The sequence below is a fragment of the Arcanobacterium haemolyticum DSM 20595 genome (assembly GCF_000092365.1).
Lineage (GTDB): Bacteria > Actinomycetota > Actinomycetes > Actinomycetales > Actinomycetaceae > Arcanobacterium > Arcanobacterium haemolyticum.
Window position 1 is genome coordinate 52,703 of sequence record NC_014218.1, and the last position, 21,393, is coordinate 74,095.

Sequence of the window (21,393 nt, forward strand, 5' to 3'; positions counted from 1 at the left end):
AGGCCGGAAGGCCAGCAAAGCGCACTGCCGGGAGCTCATCACCGCACCCGAATCGCCGGCACCTGCCCGTCCAGCGCAGATTCCATCCACTGATCGAAGAAAGCATGGTTGGCATCGGCCAAATCGCGCGTTTCTGGGGTGAGTTCCAGCTCCAGAACAGGGCGATCCTCCTCAGGAGCGGAAGGTACGTCCGCTCCTGAGGTAGACGCGCCCATAGCGTGATCGCCTACCGCAACCGGCGAAGTAGCCTTCCAAGCCGCGATAGCCTCAGCGTACGCCTGCCCGATCGGCTTCACAGCCCCTTCAGAATCGAACAGCCCCAACGTGTGTTCAAGTTCCGGGAAATCGGCCAGCGAACGGGAAACATCGTGCGAACACCACCAGGTGATCGCATCCAAGCGAGGCGAGGTACCGCCGCCATGCACGCCCATCAACCGCTCCACATTCGCGGTCAAGAACGCAGCCGAATCGGCCGGATCTACGTAGTTCGAAGGTGAACCGATTTCTTGCAGCCACACCTTCCGGCCAACCTGCCCGTGAGCATCGCCCCAGGCAGCAGCCAATTCGCATAAGTACCGAGAGAACCATTCAAGCTGGGGAGTGCCCGCGCCAAACCGTGGCCCAACCTTGCCGAAAACCCACGAATGTACCGTGGTGTGATCGCCGAATGTCACAGCAGATTCAGGCCCGAATGGGTGGCCGGTATCAAACCAGACGTCGTCATCATGCGTGTGCACGTGCAACCCTTCCGGCCACACGTCACGAGCCACGCCCAAGAGTTCACCCAGCCAGGTCTTGGCCTGGTCGGCAGTGATTTTATGCTGTTCTGGGTGGCGATCGGCCGCGAACTGAATGAATTCGTTGCCCAAGCTTAAGCCAGACGCCCCAGGCACGTCACGCAGCCGTGTAGCTAGCGCGTTTACCAGCGCCTTTTCACCCGAAATCACGTCCGGATCAGTAAAAATATTCCGGCGGTGCCAGGCGTTCACCCACGACGGTAGGTAGTCAAACGACGAAAGGTGCCCCTGCAACACATCCACAAACGTGTTCATTCCGCGTTCGTGCGCGAGTTCTACAACGGTGGCCACGTCGTCGAGTGCCTTTTCCCTGATCAGGGTACGGTTCGGCTGGATCACTGGCCACAGTGGGAAGATACGCACATGGTCGATTCCCAGCCCGGCGATCGAATCAAGATCGGCGCGCACATGATCCGGGTTGAAATCCAGCCACGAATGGAACCAATCGATGCGCGGTGTGTAGTTGACGCCGAATTTCATGCCTGATTCTCCTTATTCTGGGTGACGCGCAGGGTGACTATCTGGAACGCGCCAATCTGGAACGTGTGCGTATCGCCGTGCGAAGCGATTGCGGGCGCGTGCGCCGATTCACGGTAGCACAGGTCCGTTGCGCGCACAGTTACGCCTGGCCACGTGAGGGTTGCGGTGGTTTCGGTTCCTTCGCCTTCGTAGAGACGGACGACGACGTCGCCGCTCTTGTCCGGTGCCATCGATACAGATTCAACGATTGCGCCGTCAACCGTAAATGGGGCGGCGATGCTGACGGGGACGTCACGCAAAGGCAGGTTGATCTGCTGGCCGTCCGCGATTGCTTCACGCAACGATGCGTTCGGGTGGATGCGGAAGTTCCACGTGAAACGGCCTTGATCCTGATGCGGATCCGGGTACACTGCAGACTTCACCAGCGTTGCCCGAACCAAGCTCCAGGTTCCGCGGCGCCCAGAACTGTGCCGGCTCACATCCCATCCATACGTGGAATCGTTAGCGATAGACCAGGCCGCGCCAGCATTTTCCAACCGCACCCAACGATGCGTGCTCACTTCAAACTTCGCGCTATCCCACGACGTGTTCGTGTGCGTAGGCCGCTCAATAAAGCCCATCTGAGTCTCATACTGAGCCTTATTCGTATGAATATCCACAGGGAACCCAAGCTTGAGCAGCTTCTCCCGCTCATGCCACTCCACCTCAACATGAACATCAACAAAATCAGCGCCCGGCGCCAACCGCCACTCAATACTCATCTCAGACTTACCGAAAGTGGAACGAGCGCGAGCTGTAGCAACCGCGTCGTCCATCCCCGTCCCCACAAACTCAAGCGGCAAAACCTGTTCGGACCCCTTGTAGAACGGATCAATATCCCACGCATCCCACATGTTCGGGAAATCCTGGAAAATCGAAAACTCGCCGGCACGCTGGCCTTCTGGAATGAACGTGCGCCCGGTGGCGTCGGTGATTTGGGTGCACGCGCCAGAAGGTGCGAAATCGATGGTGAGTACACCGTTGGAGAGGCTCGATTCGGCTGCATTCGCGCGATCATCGGCGCCACCGGAGAATGGCTCCGCACCCAATGCCACAACGCCATGTGAGGAGAAAGATGTGGCGTTCGCACGGGCACGGACAGGGGTACGGCCATGACGCAAGAACTCAAAAGCGTCATTCATGAGGCGTTCACACGTCTCTTTAACAGCCGTATAAATATCTGCAACTTCCCGATACACCCACGCCACCGACGTGCCGGGGAGAATATCGTGGAATTGGCACAACAACACGTTACGCCACGTATCGCGAAGTTCAGCGTACGGATACTCCGCGCCCGCCAACGCCGCGATCGTGCACCACAACTCAGTCTCACGCAACAATGCTTCACTACGGCGGTTCCCCTGCTTCGTAGCGATCTGCGACGTGAACGTGCCACGATGCAACTCAAGATAAAGTTCGCCCACCCACACAGGAGGCTCCGGGAACTCCTCTTCGGCGCGATCGAAGAAATCATGCGGCGATTCGCGCACAATCCGCGGCGCCCCGCGCAAATCCTCAAGCCGATCCAGGCGTTCCATCATTTCGCGGGTTGGGCCGCCACCGCCGTCGCCATAACCGTACGGAAGCAGCGAACAATTCGCCTCACCCTTGTTCTTAAAATTCTCAACCGCGTGGCGAATCTGGGCGCCCGTGATCTCCGAACCATACGTATCCGCAGGTGGGAAGTGGGTAAAGATCCGCGAACCGTCAATGCCTTCCCACTGCAATGTGTGGTGAGGGAACACGTTAGTCTGGTTCCACGAAATCTTCTGAGTCAAGAACCGTTCGATCCCCGCTTCGCGCGCCAACTGCGGCAACGCCGCCGAATAGCCAAACGAATCCGGCAACCAGATTTCCTTACATTCGTAATCCAGCGCCTCGCGGAAGAAACTAATGCCCTCCGTGAGCTGGCGGGCCATCGCCTCACCACTAGGCAACACGGCATCCGGTTCCACCCACATGGAGCCAACCGGCACAATCGATCCCTTCTTCACGCATTCGCGCACTCGTTCAAACAATTCCGGATCCTCTTCGCGCAACCACGCCACATGCTGGGCGGCCGGCAGGGCAAACACCAGGCCGGTGCCGTCTTCGATCAGGCGCACCACGTTGGCGATTGTGCGGTTGACCTTGCGCTTCGTTTCGCGGATCGGCCACAGCCAGGCCGAATCGATGTGGGCGTGGCCCACGGCCGACAGGCGGTGAGCGCCCGGGAGCGCGCTACGAGACAGGATCGGCTGGAGGGCTTCGCGCGCGTAGGCGGCAGTGCCGGGGATGTCATCGAGATCCACGCGATCCAGCGCGGCGTTGAGCACGTAGAGCGTTTCGAAATCGTCATTCGTAAAGGCGGCCACGCCCTTCGCTTCGAGCAGTTCGTAGAGCACCGTGATATCCGTAGTGAGCCCAACAACCTCCGTATGGCGGATCACGATATCGGCCTTGGCCAGCGTGTACATATCGTTGTGTGAGGAGGTGAATTTATCGCCGTCCATCGTTACTTGGAACGGCAGGACTTCCAGCAGGAGCGGGTTTGCTGCGGCTTCGATGCTGAATTGCACGTCCGTTTCCGGCGTTTGGGGGAGCGGGATCCACTGGTTGCGTGGGTTGAGGGCTTTGATTGTGCGCCCGGCCGTATCACGCACCAGCCCTTCGCTCTGGAACCCCGCGGAATGATCCGCCCAGCCCAGATCGATATGCGCTTCCACAGTATCGCCCGCAGGTACGGTTCGCGGGGTGGTTCCGCGCACGTTGAACCACACGGTTTGCCACGGTTTTCCCCAGGTTTCGCCTACGTTTAGTGGGGTGAAGATAGCCGACGACGGCGGAGTGGTTGGTTCGCCAATAACTTCTTGGCCGTCCACTAGTTCATCAGGGACGCGCCATGTTTCTAACTGGAGCTGGGAGACTGGCGTGTACTGGGCGCGCGCGATTCGTTCGCTGAGTGTGCGCTTCACACGAGTAAGGAGTAATCCGGCGTCCATAGCGACCCTTTCACTTGAGAGCATCATTGTTCCCGTTGTATATTCAGATTAGTGACTAAACCGATTTAGAGCAAGTCCGTATTTTCGTGAGGTTATAACACTGACGTTACCGCCTCAAGATACTAAGATAGACCCCGAGCAAGAATCGCACCAGAAAGCCAAAAGGTATCCCTCATGAGTAGAAAAACGATCAAGGATATCGCCCACGAAGCCGGCGTCTCCATCACTGCCGTCTCCTTCGCCCTCAACAACCGGCCAGGAATCTCCGACGCCACCCGCGAACGCATCCTCGCAATCGCCAACCGTATGGACTGGGTACCCAACTCCCGCGCACAATCCCTCTCACTCGCCAAAGCAGACGCAGTCGGACTCTTCATCGCCCGCCAACCAGACTCCTACACAACCGAACGATTCTTCTTCAACTTCATCATCGGCCTCCAAGAAACACTCACCACACACAACTATGACCTCGTGTTCCACACAGGCCCAGACCTCAAAGCAGAAATCTCCACCTACCGAACCTGGTGGGCGCAAGGGCGAGTAGACGGCGTCGTCGTCGTCGATCCAATCCCAGGCGATCCCCGAATCGAAACACTCAACGATATTGGAATGCCCGCCGTCGTGGTCGGAACCGAAACCCCACACACAGCCTCCGTCACCGGCGACGAAGCCGCAATCGTCACCACGCTAGCCGACCACCTCTACGAACAAGGCGCCCGCACAATCGGCTTCGTTACAGGCATCCCAGACCTCATCCACACCCAAGAACGAATCCGCGCACTCGAAGAATACGCAGCCAGGCGCGGTTTCACCGCAATCGTTGCCAGCGGAACCAACGCCACCGAAGAAGCCGGCCGCAAAGCAATCGCAGAACTACTCGCCGGAAAAACCCAACCCGACGCCATCATCTTCGACAACGAAATCCTCACCCTCGGCGGATTCAACGCACTCCGCGAAGCAGGCAAAGAAATCGGCCGTGACGTGCTCATATGCTCCTGCGAAGATTCGCCACTCTGCCGAATCGTCACCCCCGCAATCACAGTCATCGACCGCGAACCATCCGTACTCGGGCGGAAGGCTGCAGGATTGTTACTCGACGTGCTCGGCGGGCAAAAACCACGCATCGAAAAACTCGACCCCGCGCCAATCCTCATCCGGGAATCGACCAAACGGCTAGGACGTAGTGCAAGCGCGCGGGCCTAGGGACGCGGACGTTTGGGCGTGAACCAATCATCGAAACTGAAGGGACAACCATGAGCATCCTTATCATTGGTGAAGCAGTCATCGACATCATCAAACAAACCGACGGCACCACCAACGAACACCCAGGTGGCAGCCCGGCCAACGTGGCCATCGGGGCAAGCCGGCTCGGCGTTGCACCAGAACTGCTGACGATGGTGGGCGCGGATCGGCGCGGAGCGGTGATCCGCGAATGGCTAGCACAAGACGCCGTGCACACCACCTTTGTAGAAACCGAACGGACAGCCACTGCGATTGCTACCCTGGACGCCTCCGGAGCCAGCACCTACACCTTCGACATGGGGTGGGACCTGGCCGGGATCCAACCCGATCTGGCTGGCGTTTCACACATCCACACCGGATCCATCGCCGCCTACATTCAGCCGGGCGCCGGCGACGTTTCCCGGATCGTTGCCGCCGGGCGCGCTGCTGGGGCCACCATCAGCTACGATCCCAACATTCGGCCCGCACTGATCGATGACATGGAGGCCGTGCGCGCACAGGTACTGGATCTTGTGAGGCAGGCCGATGTTGTGAAATGCTCCGATGAAGATCTGGGCTTCCTGTTTGAGCGCTCCGCACTTTCGCGGGACGAAGCCATTGAACTGGCCAAGAATTGGATCGCTGAGGGGCGAGCTGCCGGGCACGGGCCGCTAGTTGTTGCCATCACCGCAGGTAAAGACGGGGTTATCGCCGTGAACGCTGCCGGTGAAAATGTGCATGTGGCCGCCGATCCGGCCGTCAAGGTTGTGGACACCGTGGGAGCTGGCGATTCCTTCATGGGCGCGCTGGTGTACCAACTCTCCGTGCGAGGCCTTGCTGGCAACCGTGCCGGAATCGCTGGCCTAAGCGTGGAGGACCTCCGGGAGATCGCCGAATTCGCTGCTCGCGTGGCCGATGTGACCGTCTCGCGAGCCGGGGCGAATCCGCCGCGCCTCACCGAACTGACCCGGCCCGGCATCTGAGCCTTGCCTTAACCTTGGTCTTTGACGAAAAAATCACCCACAGCCGGAGATAGGCCTCTATATGGGGCTGTTACCGGCTGTGGGTGAATTTTGTGTCAGATCCAGATGTAAAAGGTTGGCTAGAAGGTTGGTTAGAAGGCAGGCGAGGTGTGGCTGTGCCAACCAGCGAAACACGGAGTCAAGCCAAGCTCAGGCATCAACATGCACTGTGCCGCATGGTAAACATCAGGTTTCCCAGGCCAGGTGATGCCAGAAGGCGTATTCGTCTGATCCAGTTCATGAATCCAGCGGCCCGGTGCCTCGATCAAATACTCGCGAGCATAATCCATGAACGTATCAAACCAGAGCTGCATTTCAGCAACCTTCTCCTGATCGCCAGACTGCTCCGCATACGTTGCGAACGCCGCCGACGCCGCAATTCCCTCACAGATAGTCCAATGCATGCGTTCATGGACTACCGGTTCGCCGTCGAAATCAGTCGTGTACACAATGCCAGGCGCGCCATCCGCATCCCAGCCGTCCGCCAAAGCCACCGTGAACAGGGAATATGCGGCGGCCGGAAGAGAATCCACAAACTCCATGAAATCCGCGGCAAAATCGCCAGCCAGCCGGTGGATCGCCGCCCAGAAATGCAACGCCAATCGTGCCCATTCAATACCGTGACCTGGGGTTAAACCAAACGGGCGGAACGGATCCGCCGGGCGATCCTTGTTGAAATCCTTGAGAAGGTTCCAAGACGAATCGAAATGCTCCGGAATACGCCAACCGATCTTCTCAGCCTCGCCAAGCACAAACATCAAAATCGATGCCGACTTCTCCAGCCAGCGCGGATCCGCCGTCGCATCCCACGCGGCCAACGATGCTTCCAACGTATGCATGTTGGCATTCGCGCCGCGGTAATTCTCGGTTTCCGTGAAGGAACGGTTCCACGATTCGCGAGCCAGGCCAAAACGCGACTCCCAGAAATGATCCTCATGGGCTGCGCGGGCCAAGTCGTACAATTCACGGGCGCCCTCAATGCCAGCCTGCAAACCAGAACTTGCCGCCAGCAGGACGAAGGCGTGGGCGTAGGCGGCTTTGCGTTCGCCGTCAGGGCCTTGAGGTTCGTTCGTGTCAAAACGCAGGTTCGTGAAGAAGCCGCCGAACTCTGCATCATAGAAATGCGTACGCAGGCAATCGATCCCATGCTGGGCGAATTCGCGAGCGGATTCATCGCCCTTCAAGGTGGCGAGGCAGAAAACGTGGGTCATGCGGCAGTTGATCCACAGCTGCAGGCCGGCGTCAGGATCGGCCTGGCCGTTGGCATCGAGCGTAGAAAAACCGTGTTCGCAACGGGACTTCCGTGCAAAATCAACGAGTGCAGTGAATTCATCCGCAAGCCACGTGCGGGTTGTTTCGTCAATGACCATGAGACTTCCTTGTCAAGTAATCGGCCGGTTTCGATCTGAAGTTCAGGCCGCGATGGCGCCAAACTCACTACCAAAAGCCTAACAAAAACGGTTTAGTAAGGCTAGGGGTGTCCGGGTGTGTGGGGAGGCTGGGGAGGTTGGCTGGGGGCTGGTGCCGGTAAGGCTGGTTGGGGGCTGGTGTCGGTAAAGCTGGCGCCGGCGCCCGGATAAGGTCGGTTGTGGTGCCTGATGAGGTTGGTTGTGGCGCCCAATAAGCGCCACAGAGCACAGCAGTGCCATATACGGCACTCCTGTGCACCCTGCCGCTTATTTGGCGCCGCGGCCCATAGTGCAAGGCGGTGTAGGGGTAGGTGCGGACACCGGGTAGGGTGTTGCCAGGATGCAGGGTGGGTGCAGGCGCCGGGCGGGGTGTTGCCGGGATGTAGGGGTGGGTGCGGTCACCGGGTAGGGTGTTGCGGGCGCCCGGGGTGTTGCGGATGGCGGAGGTGGCCCGGGCGGCAGACTTCAGCCCCATAATTTTATTTGTTAGATACAAATAAAAGTGGTGAAAAGCATGAGGTTTTCCATCGTTTCATTTTAGAAAATGCCCGAAATTCTAGTAAAAGATAGACATTATTTGATTGTTGTGGATAAACTGAAAGCGTTGTCAGGAACGGCAAAGTCAGATAGATATTCCAATGGAGGGCATAATGTCTGCACAAATACCCGCAACGATGCGGGCCGCTGTATTACGTGATCCAAAAGTAGGGTTACAAGTAGAAGTTATTAAAACGCCCAAGCCGCGCGATGGCGAAGTTCTTATTAAGGTTGCTGCGTGCGGAATGTGTCATTCGGATCTGCATGTTATCGGTGGAAAAATTGCATTCCCTATGCCGTGCGTGCTTGGTCATGAAGTGACGGGTGAAATTGTTGAAGTTGGCCCAGGTAATCAGCATACGGGGCTTGAGGTGGGGCAACGTGTTGCTGGCGCGTTCTTGATGCCGTGTGGTCAGTGTGAGTTTTGCGCTGAAGGGCGGGATGATTTGTGTGCGCCTTTCTTTGATATGAATCGTTTGAAGGGGCAGCTTTATGATGGGCACACGCGCCTCTTCGGCTTGGATGGTGAACCTATTGCTATGTATTCGATGGGGGCTTTGTCTGAGTATTGTGTGATTCCGTCAACGTCTGTGGCTGTGCTTGATGAGACTATGGATATGGTTTCTGGTTCTATTCTGGGTTGTGCGGCTTTGACGGGGTATGGTGCGGTTCGCCGCGGTGCGAATTTGCAGTATGGAGAAACCGTTGCGGTTGTTGCTACTGGTGGCATTGGGTCGAATATTATTCAGGTTGCGAAAGCGTTTGGTGCGTCGAAGATTATTGCGGTTGATGTTGCTGATGACAAGCTTGAGGCTGCGAAGCGTTTGGGTGCTACCGACGTTGTTAATTCGTCCGTACAGAACGTGCGTGAAGCTGTTTTTGCTCTGACTGATGGTCGCGGTGTGGATGTGGCGTTTGAGGCGCTTGGCCGGCCGGAAACGTGGGCGTCTGCCTTGGATTCGTTGCGTGATGGTGGGCGGATGGTTCCGATTGGTTTGGGTGCTGGGGTTCAGACTGCTGCTGTTGAGATTAATCGTACGGTGCGCCGTTCGCAGTCGATTTTGGGTTCGTATGGCGCTCGGACGCGTCAGGATCTGCCTACAGTTGTGAAGATGGCGTCTGAGGGGTGTATCGATTATCGGCATATTGTGACTCGCAAGTTCTCGCTCGAGGAGGCTGGATCTGGGTATGAGCTTTTGTCTCAGGGCAAGATTCAGGGACGAGCAGTTGTTGATATGTCGCTTTAGGGCCGGTTTACTGGCCGGTTTTCCTGCGTGCGATTGTGGGTTTCATATCACCAATCGCACGCAGTTTGTTTGATACTAAATTAATTTTTTCTTTGAAATGTTATAGACATTATGTGTAATTAAACTTACAATTGGAGTGTGACTACGGAGGTGGCGGCGTCTTCAAGAACGATCACCAATGGTGGTGGGCTAAAAGGAGGTCTCTTAGCGTTTTCGGAGCGTCATTACTTTTCGTACTGTTCGATTCGGGTGCGGATTTGAACGACGACGTTGGGTCGAATTTCCGATCAGCGTCTTTAACTACTCTCAGAATTTGTCAACATATTTCAGAATTATCGTGGATCGCAGTGTTGGGGTTCATTATTCTGAAATAACCATCACTTAAGGAGATCTGATGGTTCACCAGGACATGAAACGAGTCCCTATTGAGGGGTTAAGTAAGAATGATCTGCGGCAGATGGTGGAGGAAACTCCAGCTTCTGGCAAGCATCGTGGGGTCATCGCGATTGCTGGCGTTGCAACTCTTGGATCATTACTTTTTGGTTATGATACGGGGGTTATTTCCGGGGCGTTGCCGTATATGCATATGCCAACTGGGGCTGGCGGTTTGGGATTGACTGCTGCTGAAGAGGGTGCAATTGGCGGTGTTTTGACTGTTGGTGCTGCTTTTGGTGCTCTATTCGGCGGCCGTTTGTCTGATCGCTACGGCCGGCGCCACAATATTATTCTGCTTGCTATTTTGTTCTTTATCGGGGCGATTGGAAATACTTTTGCGCCAAATGTGTGGGTAATGTATCCGTTCCGGCTCATTTTAGGTTTGGCTGTTGGCGGTGCTTCCGCAACAGTTCCGGTCTATTTGGCGGAGACTGCGCCTAAGCGTATTCGTGGAACGATTGTGGCGTTGGATCAGCTGATGATTGTGACTGGTCAGCTTCTTGCGTTTGCTATGAATGCGGGTATTAACGCCGCTCATGGCGGTCCACAGTTAACTGTTGCTGCTGATCCTTCGGGGAAGATTGAAGCCGGTGCTTACTCCTGGGATGCTTTGCAGAAGGCTATTGAGCAGGCAACCAATACAACGGATATGAATGTTATTCGTGATTTTGCGATGCAGCTATCTATTCAAGAAGGAACCGGTAACGGTGCGGCTTGGCGTTGGATGATTGTTCTGTGTTCTATCCCGGCCATCTTGTTGTGGATTGGCATGCACTTCATGCCAGAATCATCGCGCTGGTACGTGTTGCGTACCGAAGTTTACGCAGCTATTGGTTCGCTCAAGACCGTTCGTGAAGGTGAAACGAATGCTGCAGTAACCGATGAACTTTACGAGATGGTTGAGAACCGCCAGAAGGCTGCTAAGCAGGCCCACGCAAAGGGATTGCGCGAAGTTTGGCGTACTCCATGGCTACGAAAGTTGCTTTTGGTTGGTATTTTCTTGGCGATTGTTAACCAGACGACTGGTGTTAACACGGTTATGTACTATGCTCCAAAGGTGCTTGGATATGCAGGTATGGGCACGTCAGCAGCGATTAGTGCTCAGGTTGCTAACGGCATCATGTCCGTGATTGGTTCGGCAATTGGTCTGATCTTGATTACGAAGTTCTCGCGCCGTCAGATTCTGATCTGGGATGTGACCTTGGTGGGTGTTGCTCTGCTCAGCATCGCAGGTATTTTCCAGTTTGCTATTGCTCCCTACATGAATGCGGGAACTGTTCCGCCAGCATGGGCCGCATACGCAATTTTGGGAATGATGGCGTTCTTCATGCTGGTTGTTCAGTCCTCCAATGGAACGGTTGTGTGGACAATGCTTGGTGAAATGTTCCCAGCATCTGTTCGTGGTGTCATGAACGGTACGGCAATCTTCTGCATGTGGATGGTCAACGCTCTGATCACTTGGACCTTCCCAACGATGATGAACAGCTTAGGTGGCGGTCTGACCTACACGATCTACGGTGTCATGAACTTGGTGATCGCAGTGATCTTGTGGAAGATCATGCCAGAAACCTCAAACAAGTCATTGGAAGAGATCGAAGTTTACATGGAGCGGAAGTACTCTAACTGATGTGATCATACTGTTGTGGGGCCCTCGGCATTGCCGAGGGCCCCACAACGGTTTATTTTCAGTGCTGTAGACGCATGTAGAGATCAACGAATGCGAACACTGGGATCATGATTGCTGCCGCAATTCCTGTGAGGAATGCAATCATGGATGCTTGTGCAACAACCGCAAGGATGGTTGCGGTAAAGAGCATTCCCAAGATGAATAGGGCTGGTGTGAGGTTGAGCGCGGTAGCTGGGGTCTGTGCGTTTGGTTCGCTGGTGGAGTTCGTGCGAATCGTAACCTTGGCTGGGTTAAGGGTTGGTGCGAACGTGGTGGTCATTTCTTCTCCTGCATCGTATTCATCTTCTGTAGAAACTGGGGCTTTGTGGGGTAACTGTTGTGGGCTGTAGTGGGCGATCGTTATTTCAATCTTATGTGGCGATATGTCAGCCATTAGTTAGTGACGATCGCTCCTTGTTCTAGGTTGCCTGTCTGTTGTTATGCCAGGTGAAATTTTTTTCTGAAAAATTTCACTTGTTTCGCCGGTATTCACTTTAGTGAAAAGAAAGCCGGTCATCAAGATTTGATAGTGTATGTTCTATCACGTGCGCCCATTTGTAACATACATTTGAAACTCTGTTCTGGGCGCGCAAAAGGCCGGATCGGAACTTATTGTTCCGATCCGGCCTATCCGATGAGCTATTGACGAAGTAACAAACTCACTTACAACATTCCATGAAGATTACTCTTCAGTGTCCGTGGAATGTTTTATAGCTCAGTGTGCGAGTGCACGGAGTGCATCGAACGATTTCTTTGCGTCAAGAATTGGGCCTTCACCTGGTGCTGGTTCGCCGTCGATCATGATGTCCTGTTCAAGAACGTAGTAACCATCGAAGCCAACCTTGTCCAATTCAGCAACAACAGCAGCGAAGTCAATATCGCCTTGACCAATAGGTGCAAACATGCCAGCCTTAACGCCCTGGCCCCATGTGATCGCGCCTGGTAGAAGCTGATCGGTCATGTCCTTGTGGATGTCCTTCGCGTGAACGATCTTGACGCGATCCGCATACCTGCGAACCAGTTCAAGAACGTCGGCACCGCCACAAGCCAAGTGGCCCGTGTCGAGGCAGAGGCCCACCTGAGAGTTATCAAGGACGCGCTCTACTTCATCAACGTTTTGCACCATCGTGCCCCAGTGTGGGTGGAGTGATGCAGTGACTCCACGTGCGGCAGCAACTTCAGTGATCCGTGACAGGTTGGTGAACAGGGTGTTCCAGCCGGTTTCATCAAGCACTGGGCGGCTATCGTATCCATCCTGACCAGAATCTGCAGCCAAGATCAGGTTGGTTCCACCAGCGACCTCAAATGCATCGAGTTCTTTTTCTACGGCAGGAATTGGATCGACGTCCGGATCGTGCATAATTGCCAAGAAGAACGAACCTACTGCCTCCAAGCCGTAGCGAGATACTGCTTCAGCACGCTCGCTAGGTTCTTGCGGCAACCAGCCTTGTGGGCCGAATTCAGTGGCGGTAAGGCCCATCTCTTTCATTTCGGTGAGGACGCGTTCAGGCGATAGCTGGTATCCCCAGTTCGGAACTTCACATACGCCCCAGCTAATTGGTGCACCTGCAATTTTCATGAGAAATTCTCCTTTGAATTTTCGTCAGTTAGTTTGTGTTTCAGAGGTAAACGATTTTTCCGGTGTGTGCGGATTCTTCGGCGGCTTCGGCGATGCGCAGTGCTTTCGCACCATCTTCGATCGAGGTCGCTGGCTTGCGGTTTTCTGCAATCGCGGCAAAGAATTCGTTCAATTCAATTGCGTATGCTTCTTCATAGCGCTCTAAGAAGAAGTCAAGGTAGACGTCCTTTGCATCGGTGTATTCGCCGTTTGATACGCGAACCTGATGGGAACGCATATTTTCACCATTCAAGGTGGCCTTATCGCCGAATACTTCAAGACGCTGATCGTAACCAGAAGAGCAGTGACGGGAATTGGTGATGGTGGCCGTTGCGCCATCAGAATTCGTCAGTGTAATAACTGCTGCATCGAAATCGCCGGTGTCTGCTAATTCAGGATCAAGGTTCTGACCCACAACGTAAACAGACGTAATATCGCCCAAGAAGAAGCGCGCCGTATCAAAATCGTGAATCGTCATATCCTTGAAGATTCCGCCAGAAACTGCAATGTATTCCTTAGGGGGTGCGGCTGGATCACGCGAAATGATTGTCACCTGCTCAACCTTGCCAACAACGCCCTCATCAACCAACTTGTGCATCCGAGCAAAAGTTGGATCGAACCGGCGGTTGAAGCCCAACATGGTGGTGTGCTCAATGCCCTCAAGCTCAGCCATCAACTGGGTAACAGTCTCAGTTTCCATTGCAACAGGCTTTTCGCACAACGCTGGCTTGCCAGCCTTAGCAGCCTTAAGAATATGATCAACATGTAGTGGGGTAGGTGAGCAGATAATAACTGCATCTACCGCAGGGTCAGTGAAAACGTCGTCGGGATTCAAAGAATAGCGAACCCCATACTTTTCAGCCAAAGGCTTGACTGCGTCCTCAACAGGATCTGCAATAAATACCAATTCTGCGTTGAGATGTGCTTCAACGGTACGTGCGTGAACGCGAGCAATACGCCCAGCGCCAACAAGTCCAATACGAATCATGATGAATGTCCTAACGTCGTTGTTAACGGAAATTTTTTACTGAGCTGGAACCAAAATGTTCCGAATAAGAATGTCAAGATCGTTATCTGCATTAAGGAACTGACGCAATGTGCGGGCAGTTGGGCCAAACGTTTCGAATTCTTCGATGTTCATGCCATCGACTTCGTATGCTCGGTTGAAATCTGGGATTCGGCGGAGCTGTTCGAGGTAGTGCTCATCGACGTCGGCGCTCATGCGTTCAAGTGGTTCGTAATCCGAATCGTTGATGAGCTTCTGCCAACCGAATGGCGGCGAAACAACCAGATCGCCGCCCTGGAATTCACTCCACTGCAACACGTTACGGAACGCAGCCACAAGGACGCGGGAACGGTAGTTTCGTTCCTGGAAAATCTTGTATGCTCGCTTCACTGCGGCAACGCCTGCCCATTCAAGGGCTGAAGGATCGACGAAAATCTTGTCACGCTTCACGACGTGCTTGAGCCAATCATCAAGGCGGCCAACCATGATCGTGACAACCGGGCTCATCTGAGATGTATCGTGGCCGGCGGCTTCACGCTTCTCAAGACCACGCTGAATTGCCGCGGCGGCTTCTACTGCTTGAGGGACCGAGAAGGATACCGTGACGTTAACGGAAACGCCACGTTCGGTAGCAAGTTCGATTGCTTCAATGCCAGTCTTTGTTGCTGGGATCTTTACGATGATGTTTTTCGCTAGGTTATGGAAAGCCTCTGCCTGATCTGCAAGTGCTTCCGCATCGCGGTGAAGGCGAGGATCTGTTTGTACCGAAAGGCGACCATCGTGGCCGTTTGTTCGATCAAAAGCGGGTTCGAGCAGTTTTGCTGCTTCGATAGACATATCCATGACTGCCTGCCAGCCAATAGCGGATTCACTCCATGCTGGGTGATCGTCTGCAATCTTCTGGATTCGTTCTGTCCAGATTTCCGGGTGCTTTGCGATGGTTGTGTAAGCGATGACTGGGTTACAGGTTGCCCCAACACCGCCCCAAGAAATTGACGTGCGAAGTTCTTCTAGATCTGAAGAATCGTTCCACAACACCGTGTCAAAGTTCTGGCATGCGGTGAGTAGTGGACCTGGTATGTGTTTTGTATCTGACATGGTCGCTCCTAAACCAAGTTGAGGTAGGTCACGCAAATTGAGTCAACTCACGGTCACCCCCATTGGTGACGTATCGTGTGAGACATACGTTACTTACATTATTAGCTAATGTCAAGCATATGTTTGGACATTTGGTGGGGTGGAGCATTATTTTAGTGGTTCTATATGAAAACTGGTCACGTTCCTGTGGGAAACGTGACCAGTTTGTCCTTCAGTAATAGGAGATAAGTTTCTAGTTAAGCGGTGTAACTAGCGGAAACGTCATCTTATATTGTTGTGCGTCATACACGTGGTTTCCGTGCTCGATCACCTTTCCAGAGGCATCGTAGGCTGTGCGCTGCATAGTAAAGAGTGCCATGTTCGGTTCGATATTAAGCATGTCAGCTTCTGCACGCGATGCATTTTTTGCCCCGAGGGTCTGTAGGGCGGAGACCGGCGTAATGTTGTTGTGTCCGAAGGACTCATAAAGGCCGTAGTGGGAAAGTTCGGTGAGTGTTGGTGCGATCCGGCTAGGGATAGTGTTGTTGAGAATGGCCAGCGGGCGATCGTCGATCCACCGCAAACGTTGAATGGTCACCAATTCTTCGTCTGGTTCGCAGCTGAGGAACTCTACTTCTTCGGCAGTCGCTAAATGAATCTGATACTTCAGGACTTCGGTACGAGTGCTGTGACCTGCTTTGAGCAGATCATCGTTGAGCGAGGTGAGTGCGAGTTGTCTGTGAACGTGGGAAGGGGTGACGCGAGTTCCCACCCCGCGGCGCCGTACCAGTAAACCAGAATCGACGAGTTCCTGGAGCGCGCGCCGTGCTGTAGGGCGCGAGATGTCTAGCCGATGGGCCATCGAAATCTCATCTTCTAGAAGTTGGTTGGGCTTCAGTTTGCCGCTTTTGATGAGCTGGGAGATCGGCATGAGGATCTGTTGATATAACGGCTCGGCAGAGTTGCGGTTGAGCTTAACATTTAAAATGAAGGGCGAGTCGAGCGAAGCGTCTTTTTCGGTATCCTCCACGGCAGTCTCCTTCGTTGATATAGCAATATGAAGATATTCTAGTCAGCTTTAGGCTATCATGTAACCATTTTTCCGAATCTTCTCACTTTGTAACACCCATGTTAGGACATTACCTTGACATAGTATCTCTATTGGGGAAGAATGTGAAATGCGTGAGAAAGGAGTCCGCAATGACGCGTGAATCTCAATACCCGGAAGTTATTACTATGGGACGCTCCGGGGTAGACATTTATCCCCTCCAGGCAGGCGTTGGCTTGGAAGCCGTTGAAACCTTCGGAAAATTCCTTGGTGGATCGCCAACAAACGTGGCTGTAGCAGCCGCCCGAATGGGGCATAGCGCCGCTGTTATCACTGGCGTAGGTGACGATCCGTTTGGACGTTTTGTGTGCCAGGAAATGCGCAGGCTAGGTGTATCAGACGAATACGTCATCACCACTGACAGTTACAAAACCCCTGTGACATTCTGTGAAATCTTCCCTCCTGATACATTCCCTCTCTATTTTTACCGTGAACCATCGGCACCAGATTTACAAATACGAGAAGAAGATCTGCCCTGCGAGGCGATTAAGCAAGCACGGGTGTTTTCGCTTTCTGGCACAGGTCTATCAGATGAACCTTCCCGTTCGGCGCACTGGGCTGCGCTCCGCGCCCGGAAAGAGAGCACTGGCTGGACTATCGCAGATCTGGATTACCGCCCGATGTTCTGGGATTGTGAAGAAACTGCCACTGAACAAATCGGGTCAATGCTCGAATATGTCAACGTTGCAGTAGGTAACAAAGAAGAGTGCCGCATCGCGGTTGGCGAAACTGAACCGGACCGTGCGGCAGATGCTTTGCTGGAACGCGGCGTCACGTTGGCAATCGTGAAGCAAGGACCTAAGGGAACCTTGGCCAAAACACGTGAGCAGCGAATTGAAGTGCCGGTAACGCACGTTGACACTCTTAACGGTTTGGGTGCTGGAGATGCATTCGGCGGTGCGCTGTCCCACGCTTTGCTTACGGGCTGGGATTTCCCGAAAGCGATCCATTTTGCATCCACAGCGGGAGCAATTGTTTCGTCGCGCCTTGAGTGCTCCACTGCAATGGCCTCTGAGGAAGAGGTTTTGGACCTCATGAATCAGCGTCCTGAAACGAATCCTCGAGTTCAGGAGCTCCCATGATGACGATCAATGAACTAGCACAGATTCGCCTTCATTCCCCTGAGGTTATTGAAAAGAAGCTTGTGGAACGTGTGCCGGGAACGTATCCTAATGGTCGAAAACTCATGATTATCGCGTGTGATCACCCGGCTCGCGGAGCGCTGGGGGCAGGTAAAGATCCGAACGCCATGGCAAATCGAAAAGAACTGCTGGCACGATGCCAGGAGGCGTTGTCACGGCCAGGTGTTGACGGTTTCTTAGGCTCGGCAGATATGATCGAAGATCTCACGCTGCTCGGTGCTTTGGAAGGAAAACTGGTGTTCGGTTCGATGAATCGCACTGGTTTGCAGGGATCATCATTTGAGATCGACGATCGTTTCGGCTGCTACACACCTGACGCGATCGAACGGCATCGGCTAGACGGCGGAAAAACATTAACCCGTATCTGTTTCGAAGATGCGAACACGCCACGAACGCTTGAAGCGACCGCGAACGCAGTCAACGAGCTAGCAAGGCGCAAGAAAATCGCGATGATTGAACCGTTTATTTCCACATGGAATGATGGCCGGACCGTCAACGATTTGAGTCCAGAAGCCGTTATTAAGTCAATAACGATCGCGTCTGCATTAGGTGACACGAGTGCCTACACATGGCTGAAGTTGCCTTATGTGAATGACATGGAGCGTGTTATGAGCAGTACTACGCTTCCGTCATTGATCCTTGGCGGTGAGGTTTCGCAAGATCCTGATACGGCACTTTCTGGATGGGCCAAGGCGATGACCTTACCAAACGTTTGTGGCCTTGTTATTGGCCGTTCCCTACTTTTCCCTCCTGATGGGGATGTTCAAAAAGCAGTCGACAACGCAGTGGAGTTGCTATGAATGACAATGATAAGTACGTACTTCCAGCTGGGAGTACGGCACGTGAACAATTTGATACATACATTACGGCTAAGCAGGCAGGATGGGAGTTTTCCAGTTTGCGTATTGCCCGGTTAGAACAGGGAGAGTCGGTTGAACTGGACACGGGCGACGACGAAGTGTTGGTTCTTCCGCTTTCTGGCAGCATCGACGTCGTTGTGGACGAAACGTCGTACACGCTTGCGGGACGTGAGTCAGTATTTACGTCAGTAACTGACTATATTTATGTGCCGCGTGGAAAGAACGTAACGTTGATCGCGCGAACTTCTGGCCGGTTCGCGGTGCCTGGCGCCCGCGCCACGCGGGATCTGCCCGTACGATACTGCCCGGCCAGTGAAGTAAACTCAGGCCTCCGCGGCGCTGGCGTGTGCTCCCGCCAAGTGAATAACTATGCGTTGGGAAATGACGTAGAAACGTCGCACCTTCTTGTAACGGAAGTGCTTACGCCAGGCGGAAACTGGTCCTCTTATCCTCCGCACAAGCACGATGAGCACAACGAAAACGAACGAGTATTAGAAGAAATCTACTACTTTGAACTTCGTAAAGGTGGGCCAGAACGGGCCACTGATGGTTTTGGTTTGCAGCGAGTTTACCCATCTGCGGGTAAAGAGATCGACGTCTGCACCGAAGTACGTTCAGGCGATACCGTGGTTGTTCCATTTGGATACCACGGGCCGTCTGTTGCGGCTCCAGGACATGACATGTACTACCTGAATGTCATGGCGGGCCCTGCAGAAGATTCCGTCTGGATGATGACGGACGATCCAGTTCACACATGGCAACGGCAATCGTGGGAAGGCGAAGATGTGGATCCACGACTCCCGTTCATGCCATTAACTAAGGAGAAGCTATGACTACAGTACGCCTTACAGTTGGGCAGGCTACTATCCGTTTCCTCGTGAACCAGTACGTAGAATCTGATGGGCATGAAGATCGCCTTATTGCTGGCGCTTTCGGCATTTTTGGTCACGGCAACGTTGCTGGACTCGGCCAAGCACTTTTGCAAAATGAGATCGATCCGGAACCAGATGGCGGTTCGATGCCGTACTACATGCCTCGTAATGAACAAGGAATGGTGAACGCCGCAGCCGCTTACGCGAAGGCGAAGAATCGTACTCAGACGCTGATGTGTACGTCGTCTATAGGACCTGGTGCGTTGAACATGGTGACGGGTGCTGCGTTAGCAACAACCAATCGTGTTCCGGTTCTTTTGTTCCCATCAGACCAGTTTGCGACTCGCGTTCCTGATCCAGTATTGCAACAAATTGAGAACGCTCAAACGCTTGATACATCGGTGAATGATGCATTCCGTCCAGTATCCGTTTTCTTCGATCGGATTAACCGGCCAGAACAGCTTCTTCCATCTCTCATGCAGGCGATGCGCGCCCTTACTGATCCTGCCGATACTGGCGCAGTGACCATTGCGATGCCGCAAGATGTGCAAGCCGAAGCATTCGATTTCCCGCAAGAAGCATTCGCGAAGCGCGTGTGGCATATCCGCCGCCCACCTGCCGAAAAGTCTCAGTTGGAGATTGCTGCGGAAAAGATCAGAGCCGCGAAGGCACCGCTTGTGATCGCTGGTGGTGGCGTTATCTATTCGAAGGCCTCGGAAGAGTTGCGCGAGTTCGCACGAGTCACAGGAATTCCTGTTGCTGATACTCAGGCAGGTAAGGGGGCAATCAACTGCGATCACCCGCAGTCAGTTGGTGGTGTTGGCTCCACAGGTGGAGATTCTGCAAACCACCTGGCTGATGAAGCCGATCTGATTATTGGTATTGGAACCCGTTATTCGGATTTCACCACGGCATCACGAACCCAATTCAAGAACCCAGACGTTTCCTTCATTAATATCAATGTGAAGGCCTTTGATGCGGTCAAGAACGGTGCTCAGATGGTTGTTGCGGACGCTCGCGAAGCGCTCGCAGATCTCACCACGATGCTTGCTGATTATCATGTTTCAGACGAGTATGCGGCGAAGGTGGACAGCGAACGCACTGCATGGTTGAAGATCGTTGACGAACTCACTCACATTGGTCATGGGCCACTTCCTGCTCAAATCGAGGTGTTTGGTGCCCTAAATGAAATGATGGGTGACAACGATATTCTTATCAATGCTGCAGGCTCCATGCCTGGAGATCTTCAAGCGCTCTGGCAAGCAAAGACTCCGGTCCAGTATCATGTAGAGTACGCCTTTTCCACCATGGGATACGAAATCCCTGCAGGCATTGGTGTGAAGATGGCATGCCCAGAATCTGAGGTTGTCTCAATCGTTGGTGACGGCACATACCAGATGCTCCCAATGGAATTGGCAACCGTAGCACAAGAAGGACTGAAGGTTATTTATGTTCTTCTGGAAAACCACGGCTTCGCATCAATCGGTGCGCTTTCTGAATCGCGCGGATCGCAACGCTTCGGTACTCGCTATCGTATGGGTGGGCATCCACACAACGAAGAAGGCGAACTCATTCCAGTCGATATTGCCAAGAATGCAGAATCGTGGGGCCTCACTGTTCTTCGCGTGAAGAGCATTGCCGATTTCAAGGAAGCATACCGTCAGGCAGCTGACATGACATCGGCTGTGATGATCTATATTGAAACCGATTTGTATGGGCCAAACCCCCCGTCGTCGTCCTACTGGGACGTGCCTGTGGCGCAAGTGTCCCGTCTGGAATCGACGCAACAGGCATACCTTGACTATCGCGAAGGGGTGAAGCCACAACGCCACTATTTCTAAACAAACTTTCTTCTCACTTTTCTCCTCTCCATTAG

Annotated in this window: 16 protein-coding genes; 8 read left to right on the plus strand and 8 right to left on the minus strand. The window is 53.9% G+C overall.

The window, feature by feature from the left end; all coding sequences use genetic code 11:
- Positions 1–38 precede the first annotated feature (38 nt).
- Together ARCH_RS00175 and ARCH_RS00180 are read right to left on the minus strand one after the other, a co-directional pair.
- Entirely contained in the window at positions 39–1,277 is a 1,239-nt protein-coding gene (locus ARCH_RS00175; RefSeq protein ID WP_013169298.1) for a glycoside hydrolase 5 family protein, read from the minus strand.
- Entirely contained in the window at positions 1,274–4,297 is a 3,024-nt protein-coding gene (locus ARCH_RS00180; protein ID WP_041640250.1) for an alpha-mannosidase, read from the minus strand. Before ARCH_RS00180 ends, ARCH_RS00175 begins: the two co-directional genes overlap by 4 nt.
- A 174-nt stretch (positions 4,298–4,471) precedes the next feature.
- On the opposite strand from ARCH_RS00180, the gene ARCH_RS00185 reads away from it, so the two are divergent.
- Positions 4,472–5,500, plus strand: a complete 1,029-nt coding sequence (locus ARCH_RS00185) for a LacI family DNA-binding transcriptional regulator (RefSeq protein ID WP_013169300.1) — start codon at positions 4,472–4,474, stop codon at positions 5,498–5,500.
- 50 nt (positions 5,501–5,550) lie between these two features.
- Complete coding sequence (locus ARCH_RS00190; RefSeq protein ID WP_013169301.1) at positions 5,551–6,501, plus strand: carbohydrate kinase family protein; 951 nt, start codon at positions 5,551–5,553, stop codon at positions 6,499–6,501.
- A 131-nt stretch (positions 6,502–6,632) separates the two neighbouring features.
- Here ARCH_RS00190 and ARCH_RS00195 read toward each other — a convergent pair whose 3' ends face one another.
- Positions 6,633–7,910: an AGE family epimerase/isomerase gene (locus ARCH_RS00195; RefSeq protein WP_013169302.1), complete on the minus strand. Its 1,278-nt coding sequence runs from the start codon at positions 7,908–7,910 to the stop codon at positions 6,633–6,635.
- Positions 7,911–8,599: 689 nt separating this feature from the next.
- Between ARCH_RS00195 and ARCH_RS00200 the strand changes: the two genes are divergently transcribed.
- Together ARCH_RS00200 and ARCH_RS00205 are read left to right on the plus strand one after the other, a co-directional pair.
- On the plus strand, positions 8,600–9,733 hold the full coding sequence (locus ARCH_RS00200) for a zinc-binding dehydrogenase (RefSeq protein WP_013169303.1): 1,134 nt from the start codon (positions 8,600–8,602) through the stop codon (positions 9,731–9,733).
- Positions 9,734–10,142: 409 nt separating this feature from the next.
- Positions 10,143–11,795, plus strand: a complete 1,653-nt coding sequence (locus ARCH_RS00205) for an MFS transporter (protein WP_041640515.1) — start codon at positions 10,143–10,145, stop codon at positions 11,793–11,795.
- Positions 11,796–11,853: 58 nt separating this feature from the next.
- Here the strand turns inward: ARCH_RS00205 and ARCH_RS00210 are convergent, their stop codons facing one another.
- The 5 genes from ARCH_RS00210 to ARCH_RS00230 all read right to left on the minus strand — a co-directional run bounded on the left by ARCH_RS00210 (position 11,854) and on the right by ARCH_RS00230 (position 16,565).
- The gene (locus tag ARCH_RS00210) at positions 11,854–12,228 is read right to left on the minus strand and encodes a hypothetical protein (protein WP_041640253.1); all 375 of its coding nucleotides are present in this window, start codon (positions 12,226–12,228) and stop codon (positions 11,854–11,856) included.
- A gap of 321 nt (positions 12,229–12,549) precedes the next feature.
- Positions 12,550–13,413: a sugar phosphate isomerase/epimerase family protein gene (locus ARCH_RS00215; RefSeq protein WP_013169306.1), complete on the minus strand. Its 864-nt coding sequence runs from the start codon at positions 13,411–13,413 to the stop codon at positions 12,550–12,552.
- 40 nt (positions 13,414–13,453) lie between these two features.
- A complete protein-coding gene (gene iolG / locus ARCH_RS00220) occupies positions 13,454–14,440 on the minus strand; it encodes an inositol 2-dehydrogenase (RefSeq protein ID WP_013169307.1) in 987 nt (328 codons plus the stop codon).
- Between the two features lie 36 nt (positions 14,441–14,476).
- Positions 14,477–15,556 (minus strand): transaldolase family protein, encoded by a 1,080-nt coding sequence (locus ARCH_RS00225; protein WP_013169308.1) that lies wholly within the window; start codon positions 15,554–15,556, stop codon positions 14,477–14,479.
- 232 nt (positions 15,557–15,788) lie between these two features.
- Complete coding sequence (locus ARCH_RS00230) at positions 15,789–16,565, minus strand: GntR family transcriptional regulator (RefSeq protein ID WP_013169309.1); 777 nt, start codon at positions 16,563–16,565, stop codon at positions 15,789–15,791.
- A 170-nt stretch (positions 16,566–16,735) separates the two neighbouring features.
- Here ARCH_RS00230 and iolC point away from each other — a divergent pair, with 170 nt between their 5' ends.
- Genes iolC through iolD form a run of 4 tightly spaced genes read left to right on the plus strand, consistent with a single transcriptional unit; the run spans position 16,736 to position 21,358 of the window.
- The gene (iolC, locus tag ARCH_RS00235) at positions 16,736–17,725 is read left to right on the plus strand and encodes a 5-dehydro-2-deoxygluconokinase (RefSeq protein ID WP_013169310.1); all 990 of its coding nucleotides are present in this window, start codon (positions 16,736–16,738) and stop codon (positions 17,723–17,725) included.
- The gene (locus ARCH_RS00240) at positions 17,722–18,585 is read left to right on the plus strand and encodes a Cgl0159 family (beta/alpha)8-fold protein (RefSeq protein ID WP_013169311.1); all 864 of its coding nucleotides are present in this window, start codon (positions 17,722–17,724) and stop codon (positions 18,583–18,585) included. The genes iolC and ARCH_RS00240 overlap by 4 nt, the downstream gene beginning before the upstream one ends.
- On the plus strand, positions 18,582–19,478 hold the full coding sequence (iolB, locus tag ARCH_RS00245; RefSeq protein ID WP_013169312.1) for a 5-deoxy-glucuronate isomerase: 897 nt from the start codon (positions 18,582–18,584) through the stop codon (positions 19,476–19,478). The genes ARCH_RS00240 and iolB overlap by 4 nt, the downstream gene beginning before the upstream one ends.
- Positions 19,475–21,358, plus strand: a complete 1,884-nt coding sequence (gene iolD / locus ARCH_RS00250; protein ID WP_013169313.1) for a 3D-(3,5/4)-trihydroxycyclohexane-1,2-dione acylhydrolase (decyclizing) — start codon at positions 19,475–19,477, stop codon at positions 21,356–21,358. The genes iolB and iolD overlap by 4 nt, the downstream gene beginning before the upstream one ends.
- The last annotated feature ends 35 nt before the right edge of the window (positions 21,359–21,393 follow it).

Bases quoted from the DNA above. Each gene is read 5' to 3' on its own strand.
- ARCH_RS00175 (WP_013169298.1), bottom strand. From the start codon at position 1,277: ATGAAATTCGGCGTCAACTACACACCGCGCATCGATTGGTTCCATTCG.
- ARCH_RS00180 (WP_041640250.1), bottom strand. From the start codon at position 4,297: ATGGACGCCGGATTACTCCTTACTCGTGTGAAGCGCACACTCAGCGAA.
- ARCH_RS00185 (WP_013169300.1), top strand. From the start codon at position 4,472: ATGAGTAGAAAAACGATCAAGGATATCGCCCACGAAGCCGGCGTCTCC.
- ARCH_RS00190 (WP_013169301.1), top strand. From the start codon at position 5,551: ATGAGCATCCTTATCATTGGTGAAGCAGTCATCGACATCATCAAACAA.
- ARCH_RS00195 (WP_013169302.1), bottom strand. From the start codon at position 7,910: ATGGTCATTGACGAAACAACCCGCACGTGGCTTGCGGATGAATTCACT.
- ARCH_RS00200 (WP_013169303.1), top strand. From the start codon at position 8,600: ATGTCTGCACAAATACCCGCAACGATGCGGGCCGCTGTATTACGTGAT.
- ARCH_RS00205 (WP_041640515.1), top strand. From the start codon at position 10,143: ATGAAACGAGTCCCTATTGAGGGGTTAAGTAAGAATGATCTGCGGCAG.
- ARCH_RS00210 (WP_041640253.1), bottom strand. From the start codon at position 12,228: ATGGCTGACATATCGCCACATAAGATTGAAATAACGATCGCCCACTAC.
- ARCH_RS00215 (WP_013169306.1), bottom strand. From the start codon at position 13,413: ATGAAAATTGCAGGTGCACCAATTAGCTGGGGCGTATGTGAAGTTCCG.
- iolG (WP_013169307.1), bottom strand. From the start codon at position 14,440: ATGATTCGTATTGGACTTGTTGGCGCTGGGCGTATTGCTCGCGTTCAC.
- ARCH_RS00225 (WP_013169308.1), bottom strand. From the start codon at position 15,556: ATGTCAGATACAAAACACATACCAGGTCCACTACTCACCGCATGCCAG.
- iolC (WP_013169310.1), top strand. From the start codon at position 16,736: ATGACGCGTGAATCTCAATACCCGGAAGTTATTACTATGGGACGCTCC.
- ARCH_RS00240 (WP_013169311.1), top strand. From the start codon at position 17,722: ATGATGACGATCAATGAACTAGCACAGATTCGCCTTCATTCCCCTGAG.
- iolB (WP_013169312.1), top strand. From the start codon at position 18,582: ATGAATGACAATGATAAGTACGTACTTCCAGCTGGGAGTACGGCACGT.
- iolD (WP_013169313.1), top strand. From the start codon at position 19,475: ATGACTACAGTACGCCTTACAGTTGGGCAGGCTACTATCCGTTTCCTC.